Annotated in this window: 11 protein-coding genes; 1 reads left to right on the top strand and 10 read right to left on the bottom strand. The window is 46.2% G+C overall.

The annotated features are described in order from the left end of the window. Positions 1-21: 21 nt before the first annotated feature. From Q1A41_RS03975 to glyA, 9 genes are all read right to left on the bottom strand, one after another. Positions 22-2,364 carry a TonB-dependent receptor gene (locus Q1A41_RS03975; protein ID WP_299974995.1) on the bottom strand — a complete coding sequence of 781 codons (2,343 nt, stop codon included), beginning with the start codon at positions 2,362-2,364 and terminating at the stop codon, positions 22-24. 320 nt (positions 2,365-2,684) lie between these two features. Next, a complete protein-coding gene (locus Q1A41_RS03970) occupies positions 2,685-3,878 on the bottom strand; it encodes a porin (RefSeq protein WP_299974992.1) in 1,194 nt (397 codons plus the stop codon). A 114-nt stretch (positions 3,879-3,992) separates the two neighbouring features. Then, positions 3,993-5,366, bottom strand: coding sequence for a sodium:alanine symporter family protein (locus tag Q1A41_RS03965; protein WP_299974990.1), 1,374 nt, complete (start codon positions 5,364-5,366; stop codon positions 3,993-3,995). Between the two features lie 376 nt (positions 5,367-5,742). Further along, positions 5,743-6,732: a lipoyl synthase gene (gene lipA / locus Q1A41_RS03960; RefSeq protein WP_299974987.1), complete on the bottom strand. Its 990-nt coding sequence runs from the start codon at positions 6,730-6,732 to the stop codon at positions 5,743-5,745. Positions 6,733-6,792: 60 nt separating this feature from the next. After that, positions 6,793-9,663: an aminomethyl-transferring glycine dehydrogenase gene (gene gcvP, locus Q1A41_RS03955; RefSeq protein ID WP_299974985.1), complete on the bottom strand. Its 2,871-nt coding sequence runs from the start codon at positions 9,661-9,663 to the stop codon at positions 6,793-6,795. Between the two features lie 134 nt (positions 9,664-9,797). Continuing rightward, complete coding sequence (gene gcvH / locus Q1A41_RS03950) at positions 9,798-10,169, bottom strand: glycine cleavage system protein GcvH (RefSeq protein WP_363322334.1); 372 nt, start codon at positions 10,167-10,169, stop codon at positions 9,798-9,800. 42 nt (positions 10,170-10,211) lie between these two features. Next, positions 10,212-11,324: a glycine cleavage system aminomethyltransferase GcvT gene (gene gcvT / locus Q1A41_RS03945; protein ID WP_299974979.1), complete on the bottom strand. Its 1,113-nt coding sequence runs from the start codon at positions 11,322-11,324 to the stop codon at positions 10,212-10,214. A 46-nt stretch (positions 11,325-11,370) separates the two neighbouring features. Beyond that, positions 11,371-12,771: an L-serine ammonia-lyase gene (locus Q1A41_RS03940; RefSeq protein ID WP_299974975.1), complete on the bottom strand. Its 1,401-nt coding sequence runs from the start codon at positions 12,769-12,771 to the stop codon at positions 11,371-11,373. Positions 12,772-12,791: 20 nt separating this feature from the next. After that, positions 12,792-14,051, bottom strand: a complete 1,260-nt coding sequence (gene glyA / locus Q1A41_RS03935; protein WP_299974972.1) for a serine hydroxymethyltransferase — start codon at positions 14,049-14,051, stop codon at positions 12,792-12,794. 162 nt (positions 14,052-14,213) lie between these two features. Here glyA and Q1A41_RS03930 point away from each other — a divergent pair, with 162 nt between their 5' ends. Next, positions 14,214-15,065, top strand: coding sequence for a LysR substrate-binding domain-containing protein (locus Q1A41_RS03930; protein ID WP_299974969.1), 852 nt, complete (start codon positions 14,214-14,216; stop codon positions 15,063-15,065). On the opposite strand, the gene Q1A41_RS03925 is transcribed toward Q1A41_RS03930, so the two are convergent. Then, positions 15,057-15,596, bottom strand: coding sequence for a hypothetical protein (locus tag Q1A41_RS03925; RefSeq protein ID WP_299974966.1), 540 nt, complete (start codon positions 15,594-15,596; stop codon positions 15,057-15,059). The genes Q1A41_RS03930 and Q1A41_RS03925 overlap by 9 nt on opposite strands. Positions 15,597-15,633: the final 37 nt, after the last annotated feature.

Here is a 15,633-nt window from a genome sequence, read left to right as displayed (position 1 = left end):
GGGCCTTAATTGAATCTATTCTTAAAATCTATAGCGCAGTGTTAAACCGTATTCTCTTGGGCGGTTGAAGTTCCCTTCGTGAAACCCCAAACCAAAGTTAGAGTCTCCGCTTTCGATATAACGTTCGTCCTTTAGGTTTTTAGCAAACAGCACCAGGTCTATTTCATCCCCAAGGCTATAGCGTAAAGAGGCATTCCAAAGCTCATAGGCCTGTTCGAATAGAAAGCGTGAATTCTGAGAGTCATTGTGAATTTCATCGGTGTAACGGTAGTCAATTCGAAACGCTAACTCATTGCTTTCAAGCGGTATAAGGTATTCAAAACCGAGATTGAAGGAGTGCTCGGGAGTGTTAACCAGCTTGGCATTTTCATCGATTGTGAGAGACAATCCCTCTATTGGATTGATCTGATCATAGCTAGCATCGGTGTAGCCATAGGCCATGTCCATTTGCAGGTTTTCATACAAAATAGCGGTCACTTCAAACTCTAGACCTTTAATGCCCACAACCCCCGCGTTAGCGGTAACGGGCCCACCTAGACTGTCGAAAAAAGTGACTTGCACATCTTCATAATCGGACCAGTAAGCCGCAGCATTTACCCTTAGTCGATCATCCCAACCCTGCCATTTGATACCTATTTCATGGCTATCGAGCGTTTCAGGCTCGAAGGTTCGCACCTCATCAACAGCCTCTACATAACGCAGTACAAAACCACCGCTTTTGAAGCCTTGTGAAAAACTATAATAAAGTAATGTTCCGTCTTCTAAGGTCGCATCCATACCCAACTTATAATTGCTTTGCTCAAAGGCATCACTGGCCTGTCCGCTTCCATTAGCTACCAATGGGGCTAATCCTGGCGCAAAGACTCCATCCTCGTTAACCGCGCCTGGAAAAAATGGATAGCCATTACCCTGATCATCCGCGCCTATATATTGAGTATAACGAAAGAATTTTTCGTCTCGAGTATGTCGAAGGCCCGTTGTGATACTGAAAACCTCATTGAGCTGCCAACTCAGCTGAAGATAAGCAGCCTCAGAAGTATTATCGACATCCGCATAATTATTGATTGTTGCGGGGAAACCGGCACTTAAATCAGGAGTCGGTAGAAAGACATCAACAAACACATTGTCTGTGCCCTGCTCTTCAAAATAGTACAGACCACCAACATACTTTATTTTTTCGTCTAGCAGACTACCGCTAATTTGAAACTCATGGCTAGTCTGCTCATGTTGATAATCAGGGTTTCGAGTTTCGGTAATGGCGTGGGGCGAATTATCAGGATCGCGATTGAATTCGCCCTCTGTCTCCCGACCGGCAAAGGTATATTTCAGATCAAAGTTCTCGGCATGATAATTCGCAATAAAAGCAGCGCCCTGTATTTCAAGCTTGGTGCCTGATTTTCCAGTCGCATATGTAATATCTTCTGCCCGCCGCGGAATGTATTGTGATAGATCGGCTATACCCGATGGGATGTCAGAAAAGTTTGCCAAGCTATAACCAATGACACCCGCTCCTGCTGTAAACCCCAATAGCGAAGATGCCGCGCTCGATTCATTAATGTCGGTGTAATCTAAGTTTAAAGCGAAGTCCCACTGATCGTTAAGCTCATAGATAATATTGCCTCTAAAAGACAACTTTTCTTCATCACCTAACTCATCACCAACGGTCACTCGCTGAACATAGCCATCGCGTTTTTTACTCGATAAGGCCCAAGCGCTGCGTATTGAATCCCCCATTGGTATATCAAAGGCCGCCTTTACATCCTGACGACTATCATTACCTAATGTAAGATCTAGTTTCCCCTGAAACTCATCGGCCGGCTTTCGGGAAGTGATATTTATTGCACCACCAATGGTATTGCGTCCAAATAACGTCCCCTGTGGCCCGCGTAAAACTTCAATACGCTCTACATCCAATACATCGAGCACCCCACCGGCCGAACGCGACATATAAACGCCATCCACATAAGTCCCTACTCCAGGGTCAGTGGTTAAACTAAAGTCAGTGTTGCCTATGCCTCGAATGTACACGACTGCTCCTGAAGACAGGCCACTCACGGGAGATGTGGTATCAAAAACCAGATTCGGGGCAAAATTAGCCACCTGCGCAATATTATCGATACCTTTGTTTTCGATCGCCATCGAAGTAAAGGCCGAGACCGCTATTGGCGTATCTTGCAAACTCTCTTCGGTCTTTTGGGCAGTAACAATAACCTCCTCTAAGGTGCCTTGTGCATTTGCCAGCGGCATAAGCGCCATCAGCACAGCAGAGCTGATGGCAGCACTTAATGGAGCTACTGCAGTTTTTATTGTAGGACTCGCCTTTGAATATTGGGGCTCATCTGGTGTCTCTATTACCTTCATCATTTATCTCCTCGTTATTATGTTTTATGGCCTAAGAGATTAGACAAGCAAACACCCTGACACCATGACAATGCCAGCACAGCGAAATGATAAATTACGCACAACTATAAAAGAGATTGCCCAGAATAAGGCTTAAAAAGGCCCGGCCACGAAGAGCCGGGAAAGCGTTGGTAGCCCTCGCAGGAAGGGCTACACATGCGAGAAGTGGACTGAAACTACAAGTCCATATCTTACGGGGGAATGGGCCAAGCTATTGAAGATCACTTGGCCATACTGCTGCTCTACACTGAAAAACTAATAAATATGCTGTATAAGAGTTGGGTCTACAGCGCCAGATCAAAATCGTAACGCAAGCCTAAGCTAAGAGTGTTACGTTCTTCTCTATAATCAAAGTCACGCGTTAGCCACTCAGCAAATAATCGTACATCACTGAACTGTTTTTCAAAGGTGATGTTGTAACCGTCGTGGCTGTCTGAGTCAGCGCCGTTGATATCATCATCAAAGACAAACACACCGGCTTTTAATTTGTAACCGTCACCTAGTGCATAAGAGCCGACCAGATCAAAGGTGTATTGATCCAACTCTGGCGCAGCAGATTCAGACACAGAAATATCCTGATAGGTAAAGGCTAAATACAAGTTTTCACTGGCATTGAGGCTACCGGCAATACCCAGCAAATCGCGTTCGTAATCATTATCGCCTTGCTGCTGTAAAAACGATGCACCGATATAAGCGTTACCAAAATCATAGCTCATGCCGAATGAACCCGAATCCACATGGCTTGGGCCCGATACTCGAGAGCTATCGCCGGTATTTCCAGCGATAGCCGGATCACCATTAATCTGCACGCCGCTGTCTAGGCGGAAACCACCTTTGCTATAGCTGTAGCTTAATAGCTCTGCCGTTCTAAAGGGCGCTACGGTATCGTAACCAAATGGGCTAGAGCGATGATTGAAAATATCTGAACGCTCAGCAACCAAGTTGTAATGAGGGCTCCATTGTTTACCAATCGCCACACGTCCAAAATCACCCTCCAAGCCAACAAAGGCCAATCGCGCATCACCAAAGTTACCATTAGCTTCGATATCGACGTCCCACTCACCCCGGTAGAAAGCCGTTAAGCCCGATGAAATTTTCTTACTGCCCTTGATGCCAATACGTGATAGCGCATCAGTAATATCGGTACTGCTACGATCGCCCTCATCACGTAAGGTCAAGCGTGGTCGCAAGCTACCATAGATATTTAAACCATAATTTGATGCTTTGGGCTTGTACTCAACTGTTGCTTTTTTAGCAGCCTTAGCGATCTGCTCTACATCTTCAACATTCACTACCACAGATTGCAGCTTTGCACCTTGGGCTTTTTGAACCTGGACCTGTTGTTTTAACAAAGACTCCAACTGTGCGATGCGCGCTTCGAGAGCTTGCATCTTTGCATCATCCGCCAAAGCAGAACTGCTGAATGCGGCTGACAGTAGTGATGACATTAGAACTGTTTTGCTTAGAGTAGTTTTCATGTTTTACCTCTGATATTCCTGTAGTGCGGCTTTTTTCAGGCCGATGAGGCCCCTTGCCAGCCCGAAAGCTGGCAATCCGCTTGTCTTTTTTTGTAGTGTGTTTAAAGGTGAGGCTTAAGCCTCATTTGCTGCACTGCTGTCATTTTTGTTCTTATCGAAATACTCGCGTGTCAGCTTAAATACAACGGGGCTTAGTAATAGAAGAGCAATTAGGTTGGGTAATGCCATTAGAGCATTGAAGGTGTCTGCCAAGAGCCATACAAAATCTAGGCCCACCACAGTACCTACCGGCACAACCAATACCCATACGAAGCGGAACGGTTTAATAGCACCCTTGCCAAACAAGAATTCGACACAGCGCTCACCATAAACACTCCAGCCCAAGATGGTAGTAAATGCAAAGATGGCCAAGCTGATGGCAACCATATACTCACCTACCCCCGGCAAGCTGGCCTCAAATGCAGCGGCAGTAAGTGGTGCACCTTTTACACCGGTTTGCCATACGCCTGTGGAAACAATTGCTAAACCAGTTACCGTACAAACGATGATGGTATCGATAAAGGTACCAAGCATAGCCACCATGCCTTGCTTAACAGGATCTTTGGTTTTGGCATGTGCGTGTGCTATTGCCGCACTACCAAGGCCGGCTTCGTTAGAGAACACGCCTCGTGCAACACCAAAACGAATGGCAGCAACCATTGCAGCGCCTGCGAACCCACCAGTAGCGGCGTGACCATTAAATGCGGAGTCTACAATCAAGGCAAAAGCCGCTGGAATCTCAGCTGCATTAACAAACAATACAATAAGACCACAGATAAAGTAGCCAATGCCCATCAGTGGAACCAACTTACCGGCTACTTCACCAACTCGCTTAACACCACCTAGGACAACTGCGCCTACAAGTACGAAAAGAACCAAGCCAGAAATCCAATTGGGGATACCAAAGGCACTATTAAGGCCATCAGCCACAGAGTTACTTTGTACAGTATTACCAATACCAAAGGCGGCAAAAGCACCAAAGAAAGCGAATGTACCAGCCAACCAAGTCCATTTCTCACCAAGACCATTACGGATATAGTACATAGGGCCGCCCGAGTGATTGCCCTCGTCGTCCACTTCACGATATTTAACAGCTAAAACGGCCTCAGAGTATTTGGTAGCCATACCCACCAAGGCTGTAATCCACATCCAGAACAGTGCACCAGGGCCACCCAATACAACCGCTGTAGCAACACCAGCAATGTTACCGGTGCCTACCGTGGCTGATAGCGAGGTCATAAGCGCATTAAATGGAGAGAGCTCACCGGCGTCTGAACGATCACTACGGCGACCACCCCATAACAACCTAAAGCCAGTGGGGATTTTGCGTATGGGCATTACGTTTAAGCCCACGGTTAGAAAGATGCCCGTCCCGAGCAGGAGCGCCAACATATAGGGCCCCCAAACTACTCCATTAATCGTGCTAACGATATTATTCAGTATTTCCATCGATAATTCCTCATCATCGCTTCGTTATTAATTATTCTGCAATTGATAAACTCAATGCGCAGTCATTCGGAGGAAGCTTGATCCTAGCGCAGAAAGTTTTGGCGTAGAAATTAATAATCAATATGGACACATTTACTTTTTAAATGCGTTAAGCCAAAGGGACTAGGCCGTGAGACTTTCGTGATAAACAGCAATGAAGGAACAAGAAAACTGCATTAATAGCCGGTATATGAGTAAAATATTGCGCTTTATAAGCGCATAAAATTATTCCAAAACTCAAGATTCGCACTTGGCTTTATGTCTTAATGACAAAAAGGTCTAAGCCGAAGGAGCGCTGCCTCGGCAGTCGCTCGATAAGAATAGTAAATCTCTTGATTTAACGATCTTTACTTTCAAAAGTAGACCCTGCTTGCAAATCAGCATGGTAGGAAGATCGTACCAAAGGTCCAGAAGCGACATGTTTGAAACCAATCTTCATGCCGTAGTCACGATACTCCGAAAACTCATCTGGGTGTACAAAGCGTTGCACGGGAAGATGATCACGGCTTGGTTGCATATATTGGCCAATTGTCAGCATATCCACCTCATGGGCTCTCATATCTTGCATTACACGAAATATTTCTTGCTTTTCTTCGCCCAAACCAACCATTAAACCCGATTTAGTCAAGACATCAGGCTTGGCCATTTTAAAACGCTTTAATAGATCGAGAGACCATTGGTAATTTGCACCCGGCCTAGACTGTCGATACAAACGAGGCACTGTTTCAAGATTATGATTAAAGACATCTGGTGGTGATAACAATAGCCTTTCCAAGGCAACTTCCATACGACCACGAAAATCAGGCGTAAGAATCTCCACTTGAATTCCAGGCACCGCCGCACGGATTTCCTCGATACACAACTTAAAGTGCTCTGCGCCACCATCTCGTAAATCATCACGATCTACTGACGTGATGACCACATAACGAAGATTCAATTGCGCTACTGCGGCAGCCAATTGCTTGGGTTCATTAGTATCTAAGGGCTTGGGCTTACCATGCCCAACATCGCAAAAAGGGCATCGGCGTGTGCATATTTCCCCCATAATCATGAAAGTTGCCGTACCTTTTGAAAAGCACTCACCTAAATTTGGGCAAGAGGCTTCTTCACACACACTCGACAAACTACTTTTGCGCAGCAGTTTTTTAATTCGGGAAACCTCTGCTGATACCGGCAATTTGCTTCGCAACCATGCGGGCTTGCGTGGAATATCCGTTGTGGGAATAACTTTAACGGGGATACGCTCTAACTTCGCTGCATCACGATGTTTATCACCAGCTTTATGCCGCTCACTTCGCTTAACGGGCAAAACAGATTCAGATGTCATTATCTTTAACCTCAAAAAAGCCATGGTGAAAACACCATGGCTTTTGCAACTGAAAAGATCTTATTCGTAGTCGCTCATTGGCGGGCAAGAGCAAACCAAGTGCTTATCACCATAAACATTATCCACCCGGCCAACAGGTGGCCAATATTTCTGGCGCAGTAGTGAATCTACTGGATAGGCTGCCAAACTTTGAGAATAGCTATGCAACCAATCATTTCGCAGCATGGATTCAGCTGTGTGCGGAGCATTTACCAGAGGGTTGTCGTCTAAACTGTACACACCATCTTCTACCGCATGAATCTCCTCACGGATTTTAATCATCGCATCACAAAAGCGGTCGATTTCCCACAAAGATTCACTTTCTGTCGGTTCGATCATTAGCGTTCCCGCTACCGGGAAAGACATCGTCGGAGCGTGGAATCCATAGTCAATTAAACGTTTAGCAACATCATCAACACTGATTCCTGAGCTGTCTTTGATCGGTCTAAGATCAACGATACATTCATGTGCCACCAAACCATTTCGGCCGGTGTACAAGATCGGGTAGTGTTCGCTTAATCGTTTACTTAGATAGTTCGCGTTCAAAATCGCAGCTTCTGTAGCCTGTTGTAATCCACTGGCGCCCATCATACGGATGTACATCCAAGTAATCGGTAGAATACTCGCACTGCCCCATGGAGCGGCTGACACTGCCGCGCCTTTTGAGCTAGCAGACAGCACACGATGGCCAGGCAGGAAGGGCTCCAGATGCTCCTTGACCCCAATAGGGCCAACACCAGGGCCACCGCCGCCATGTGGGATACAGAAAGTTTTATGGAGGTTTAAATGGGATACGTCTCCGCCAAATTTACCTGGTTGGCACAGCCCTACCATCGCATTTAGGTTGGCACCATCAACATAAACTTGGCCACCATGTTGATGAACGATCTGGGCCACTTCGACAATACTTTCTTCGAACACACCGTGGGTCGACGGGTACGTCACCATAATGGCGGCAAGATCTTGACTGTGACGCTCGGCCTTTTCTCGCAAATCGGCGACATCAATATTGCCCTGCTCATCACATTTCACAACAACTACTTTCATGCCGCACATCTGTGCAGAAGCTGGATTGGTTCCATGTGCAGAACTTGGGATTAAGCATATGTCACGCTGCCCTTCCCCACGGCTTTCATGATAGGCACGCACCGCTAACAAGCCAGCATATTCACCTTGGGCACCTGAGTTCGGCTGCAGAGAAACGGCATCATAGCCGGTAATCTCGCACAACATATCCTCAAGCTCGCCGATCATTTGCAAATAGCCTTCAGCCTGATCCAAGGGAACAAAGGGGTGCACATTGGCAAACTCTGGCCAGCTAATGGGGAGCATTTCGCTGCTGGCATTTAACTTCATGGTACAGGAGCCCAGCGGGATCATGGCTCTGTCTAGGGCGATATCACGATCTGAAAGCTCGCGTAGATAACGTAGCATCTGCGTTTCGCTATGATATTGATTGAAAGCCTCTTGGCTTAGCAATTTATCATTGCGCAGAAGATTGCCTGGAATAATATAAGCTGTCTGAGCCTCAATTTCATCAAAGCTTAATTCGCCCTCCGGCTTGAATATCTCCCAGAGCTTGCTGACTTCAGATCGTGAACTCAGTTCATCAAATGAAAGGCCTAGCTGCGAGTCATCAACTAATCGTAAATTGATGCCCGCATCACGAGCACGATTAACAATCGCTTCGGTCTGTGCCCCGCTATGAATGGTAAGCGTGTCAAACCAAGATTTGTTTTTTACTTCAAACCCAAGCTGACGAAGCCCTTGTGCGAAAACACTGCACAAGCTATGTACGCGTTCTGCTATTTTACGGAGGCCTGCAGGGCCATGATATACCGCATACATACTGGCAATAACGGCTAACAGTACCTGTGCAGTACAAATATTCGAGGTCGCCTTTTCGCGGCGGATATGCTGCTCACGCGTTTGCAGCGCCAAACGATAAGCTGGCTCACCATTGCTGTCTACAGAATTACCGACTAGACGTCCTGGTAAAGAACGCTTAAAAGATGCTCTAGTGGCCATATACGCCGCGTGCGGCCCACCAAAGCCAAGCGGCACGCCAAAACGCTGTGCAGAACCAATAACCACGTCCGCACCCAACTCACCTGGAGATTTTAGTAACAATAAACTTAAAGGATCTGCTGCAAAAGCGACAAGACCTTTATTGCTATGGATAGCTTCAATAAGTGTAGAGTAATCTCTCAGTTCACCATCAGCCGCAGGATATTGCAGCAAGACCCCGAAAACATCGTCTTGGGATTCGGCTTGTAGTGGATCAGCAATGAGCAACTCAATACCAAGTGGCTCGGCTCTTGTTGCTAGAATATCGATGGTTTGAGGCAAGCACTGCGGGTCTACCAAGAAACGTCGAGATTTTGATTTTGACATACGTTGACACAGAGTCATCGCCTCTGCTGCCGCAGTCGCTTCATCTAGCATGGAAGCATTGGCGATTTCCATCCCTGTCAATTCAGTGATCAAGGTTTGAAAATTGAACAGCGCTTCTAATCTACCCTGAGAGATTTCTGGCTGATAAGGCGTATAAGCTGTATACCAAGCTGGATTTTCTAATAGATTTCGTAGGATAACGGTAGGTAGTCGACTATCGTAATAACCCTGGCCTATCAAGGAACGAAAACTTTGATTTTTCTCGGCTGTCGATTTCAATTCTTCCAGGGCCGCTGATTCGCTACACGCAGAGGCAAGCCCCGGTAATCCATTAGATCGAATGTTTTCAGGGACTACAGCCGAGATAAAGCTAGCCATAGAATCGTAACCAAGATAGGCCAACATTTTATCTCTATCTTGGTGGCTAACTCCAATATGGCGAGCGATGAATTCGCTTGAGTTTTCAAGCTCTTTAATGGTCTTTTTAGGTTGTAACATACACAGCTCCAAGTACTAAGCTTGGGCACGGTATGTCCACCCAGCTCAATATTCAGCAGGAAACAAATATAAATCTATACTTCTGACTCTAAGATAATACCTAGAGCCAGAGTTTTTCTGATTCACAAATTAACTTAATCGGCGGTAAATTCTTTATACTGTTCTTCAGTCATCAGTTCGCTAAGATCCGCGCCATCTTTCAATTGAATTTTCACAAACCAACCATCTTGCAGCGGTGATTCGTTAACCAACTCCGGGTTATCAGCAAGCTCTTCATTCACATCAACAACAGTTCCAGCTAATGGAGCAACAATTTCACCAGCGGCTTTCACAGATTCAATCACAGCCACCTCGTCGCCCTGATCATATTCACTGCCCACTTCAGGAAGCTCGACAAATACCACATCTCCCAGTTGCTCTTGGGCAAATTCAGTAATTCCAACTGTCGCTTGGGAACCATTAATCAATAACCACTCATGGTCTTTTGTAAACTTCATTTCACTCATCATATTCACCATTATTTATTGTTTAATTCAATCGACTTAAGATTAACCACGGAAATAACGTTGTGGCACGAAAGGTGTTTTAGCTACCGTTATCGGAATGTCTTTATTGCGTACTCGCGCAATCAACTTTGTATCAGTTTTGGCCAGCGATGCTGGGACATAGCCCATTGCTAAGGGGGCATTTATACTAGGACCAAAGCCGCCACTGGTAACTTCACCAACCTGGTTACCCTCAGCATCAAATATCCCTGCGCCCTCGCGCACTGGAACTCTACCCTCGACTAAAAAGCCAACACGTTTACGTGAAACGCCTTCGGCGATGTCATTCAAAATTCTTGCCGAACCTAAAAATCCAGCTTCTTTATCTCCACCGGACCTGCGATTCTTGCTAATACTCCAAATCAAGGAGGCTTCGATTGGGCTTGTTTCGGTGTTCATATCATGTCCGTAAAGACACAGACCAGCCTCTAGGCGAAGTGAATCTCTAGCCCCTAAGCCAATAGCTTCCACTTGTTGGTAGCTTAATAATAAGCGCGCTAGTTTTTCAGCCTGCCCATTGGCCACAGAGATCTCAAACCCATCTTCACCGGTATACCCAGAGCGAGTGATATATATCGGCATGCCGTCAATTTCGCTATGGCAGCCGTTCATAAAAGTCAGCTCGCAAGCTTGCGGTGCTAACTCCTGCATAAGGGCTGCAGCCTTAAGCCCCTGCACTGCCAATAAGGCCTGATCTTCAAGAATTTCAAATTCGAAACCCTTTAAGTGCGATTGAAGATGAGCAATATCTTGTTCTTTACAGGCGGCGTTTACAACTAAGAAAAATGTCTCTTCATCCCATTTACAAATAATGAGATCATCAAGAATACCTCCAGACTCACTGGTCAGTACCGCATAAGTTTGCTGATTTGGCTTAAGCGCCTCAAGATCAACAGGAATCAGTTTCTCAAGGGCTGAAGCTACATTCGCTCCGCGAATAATCAGTTGCCCCATATGAGAAACATCAAATAGCCCAACCTGATCACGACAATGCAAATGTTCGCCTTTAATTCCAAGCGGATATTGAACCGGCATGCTATAACCCGCAAATGGCACCATCTTCGCGCCGAGCTCGACATGCAAGTCGTAAAGTGGAGTTTTCAATTCTTCTGTCATATTTCGATACTCGTAAAATATTCGTTATTATTGCTTCAAGCTTTTATTAACACTCAACAATGTTAACGGGGACTTCAACCACATTGATGGCTAAACCTCCGCGTGCTGTCTCTTTGTACTTAGCCTGCATGTCGCGGCCGGTATCACGCATGGTTTTGATCACCTTATCAAGTGATACAAAATGAGATCCGTCGCCGCGGATAGCCATCCTCGCGGCATGAATCGCTTTTACTGAGGCCATCGCATTACGCTCAATACAGGGAACCTGGACCAAGCCACCAATAGGATCACAAGTCAGACCAAGGTTATGCTCCATTGCGATTTCCGCCGCATTTTCTACCTGCTCCGGAGTCGCGCCTAACACCTCAGCCAAACCCGCGGCCGCCATGGAACAAGCAGAGCCCACTTCACCTTGGCAACCAACTTCCGCGCCACTAATCGAAGCATTCTTTTTATATAGAATGCCCACCGCAGCTGCGGTCAATAAAAATCGCTCTACACCATCGTCATTGGCACCTGGCACAAACTGTCGATAATAGTTAAGCACTGCAGGAACAATGCCGGCCGCACCATTAGTTGGTGCGGTTACAATTCTTCCGCCAGCAGCATTTTCTTCATTCACTGCCAATGCATAGAGGCTTACCCAATCTAATACGGTAAGCGGGTCTGAGAGAGAAGCTTCTGGTCGCTGCAATAATTGCTGATATAACTGCCCTGCTCTTCGACTTACCTTCAGCCCACCAGGCAAAATGCCTTCAGCGGCTATGCCGTTATCAATGCACTCCTGCATGGTACGCCAAATATTATGAAGGTAATTGCGCGTTTCGAATGTTGGCCGCCAAGCTTCTTCATTAGCCCACATTACGTCAGAAATCCGAAGATTCTTTTGCTGGCAAATCGCCAGTAGTTCGGCACCCGTAGAAAACGGTAATGCCAGCTCACGAGAATCTTCGATAATGGCATCATTGCCAGCCTCATCCTCGCCGACAACAAAGCCACCACCGACTGAGTAAAAGCAGCGTTCTTCTATTAAAGATCCATCTTCGGCATAGGCACTAAACTGCATACCATTAGAGTGAAATGGAAGCTCTTTACGGCGATTTAGAATCAGATCAGTCTCGTCTTGGTAAACGACTTTATGACAAGCCGCCAAATTAATCTGACCTTGTTCACGAATGCCCGCTACCCTAGCGCCAATATCTGCCACTACAACACTTTCTGGCAGTTCACCTTCAAGACCCAGCAAGACCGCTTTAGGGGTTCCGTGTCCAACACCCGTAGCCCCCAATGAGCCAAACATCTCTGACTTAACTCTCGCCACCTGAGAAAGGCGCCCATCAGATTTAAGCTGCTCAACAAATTGTTGCGCAGCTTTCATAGGCCCAACAGTATGAGAACTTGAGGGACCTATTCCGATTTTAAACAGATCAAAAATACTGATCGCCATGTTAATCACCCAATCCAGATTTACTTGTTAACGTAAACTGGGAATTGTGCACAAAGCTGAAGCACTTTTTCTTTCACCAACTCAATGACTTCACGATTATCAATATCATCGAGAACATCGCACATCCAGTTAGCCAATTCGGAAACTTGCTCTTCTTTGAAGCCGCGACTGGTTACCGCAGGAGTGCCGAGACGAACACCACTGGTAACAAACGGTGATTGCGGATCGTTTGGTACAGTGTTTTTGTTAACGGTAATATTGGCTTCGCTCAAAGCCGCATCAGCGGCTTTACCGGTAATCCCCTTGTCAATTAAGTCCAACAAGAATAAATGGTTTTCAGTGCCGTTCGAAACGACTTTATAACCACGCAGCTGGAATGCCTTAGCCATAGCTTTAGCATTGTTAACAACTTGCTGTTGATAATCCTTGAACTCAGGGGCTAGAGCTTCTTTAAAAGCCACGGCTTTGGCCGCAATAATATGCATTAACGGGCCACCCTGAATGCCAGGGAAAATCATCGAGTTAAGTTTCTTTTCAATCTCCGGGTTAGAGCGCGCGACAATCAAGCCGCCGCGTGGGCCACGTAAGGTTTTGTGGGTAGTAGTGGTAACCACATCGGCCACCGGCACAGGGTTAGGATAAAGACCCGCCGCAATTAAACCGGCGACATGCGCCATATCAACAAATAGGTAGGCCCCTACCTTGTCGGCGATATCTCTAAAGCGTTGCCAATCCATAACCAATGAATAAGCTGAAAAGCCCGCAACGATCATTTTAGGTTTATGTTCAAGGGCTAAAGCTTCTACTTGATCATAATCCACTTCACCAGTTTCTGGGTTCAGTCCATACTGAACAGCGTTGTAAATCTTTCCAGAGAAATTTGGCTTGGCACCGTGAGTTAAATGACCACCATGATCTAAAGACAAACCAAGAATAGTATCACCTGGCTGAAGCAAGGCCATGTAAACGGCTGCGTTTGCTTGCGAACCTGAGTGCGGCTGGACATTAGCATAATCAGCTGAGAACAGTTCTTTGGCTCGATCAATAGCCAACTGCTCTACCACATCGGCATGCTCACAACCGCCGTAGTAGCGCTTACCCGGATAGCCCTCTGCGTATTTGTTGGTCAATTGTGCCCCTTGAGCTTCCATCACACGCGTGCTGGTATAGTTCTCAGAAGCAATCAATTCAATGTGTTCTTCTTGTCGGCGATCTTCAGCTTCTAAAGCCGCCCAAAGTTCTTGATCAAAATTGGCAATTTTATCGTTATAATCAAACATCGCTTTCCCTCAATTCGTGGTTCGGACAGGAGTTTGATTGGATACTAATCAGGGCTTAACGATTTGTTAAATTAATAGTTATAATGTCTTCATAACAATTACTAATGACAGATCCCAAATGGAAGGTCGTGATCTTTCCCGTGGGCAAGTAGGAGAAGAGTGATGAAAAACCTTCCGATCGAAGTATTAAGAGCGTTTGTAACGATTGTGGAGCTGGGTAGTTTTACCCAAGCCGGTGATTTACTTGGACGCTCTCAACCCGCTATAAGCTTACAAATCAAGAGGTTGGAAGAGCTTTTAAATCAAAAGCTTATCTCAAGAAACGGACAGAACATTGAGCTGACCAAAACCGGTGAACAGTTGTTCTACTACGCCAAGCGTATATTAGCGCTTAATGATGAGGCCGTGGCGAGCTTTAATGCAACCAGCGTTAGCGGCCAGTTAAAATTAGGCATACCGAGTGAATTTGCGACGACTCTTCTGCCTAAAATTCTCAGTCGTTTTGCCAATACCTACCCTAACGTCAACTTGGAGGTTATTAGCGATCTTAGTCGCAACCTAATGAATGCCAGCGCTCAAAAACAATACGATCTAGTTTTGGTACTGCATGACGATCCTGATAAAGCAGGTACAGAGTTAATCAAAGAAGACGAGCTGGTATGGGTAAGCAGCCATAGCCATGACTGCCATATGCGCTCGGTGCTGCCGTTAATCGTCGCACCGGAAGGCTGTATTTACCGCAACCGTGCCAATACCATGCTTGCCGAAGCTGGCTTACCGTGGAAAATCAGTTACACCAACCCAAGCCTATCGGGTATTCAAGCGGCCATTGAAGAAGGTCTTGGGGTCACTGTGCTTGCGAAAAGTAGTGTTCCTGAAGGTTTAAAAGTCATCAATAACTCTACCCGGCTACCCAAGCTTGGCAAAATTGGTATTAGTTTAGTTAAACAGCCGAGCGAGCAAAGCGAAGCCGCCCAGCGTTTAAGCGAATATATTACCGCGAGTTTAGGGTAAGCTTTTTGGCATACTGTAGGGGCCACTGCTGATGGATTCGCTCGAAGAATTAGGAAAGCGCTGTCGATCTTCCTCATTAGCGGTATCCCTACATTCGCCCTGCAATTGAAAACGCCCCATCGTAAAAGCTTCATGCAATACCATGTAATCTTCACGGCAAAATTCCACTTCAGCCAGCTTCTCTTCTAAAGAGCCCTGCGCCTGTGCTTTTACTTTTTGCTGCATTTTGGCGATCATATCGCTACGATTTTTACCGCCGCCTTGACCTCCGCCGGCCCCCATCATTCCACCCCCTTTCATACCACCACCGTTCATTCGACCTCCTCGTTTGCGGCCGCCGTCAGGGATTTCTTTGTGCAAGGTATATTGAAAACGTTTCGATCCGTCGTCGCTTATTTGAGTAACAAAGTTTTCATTAAAGCCTTCTTTTTCCGGAGTACTGCTACATGCCGCTACAAAGACACTGCAGGCGAAAATAATAAGGGAAGACTTTGCCAATTTAAGGGGTAATGGCTGGGTATAGTGGTTCATATAGGCTCCTTTTTGTATTCAGTAGCCTATATGATTT

Origin of the sequence: uncultured Pseudoteredinibacter sp. (genome assembly GCF_947502065.1) — a bacterium.
In the GTDB taxonomy this organism is placed as follows: Bacteria; Pseudomonadota; Gammaproteobacteria; order Pseudomonadales; family Cellvibrionaceae; genus Pseudoteredinibacter.
This window is presented reverse-complemented; position numbering and strand designations above follow the sequence as displayed.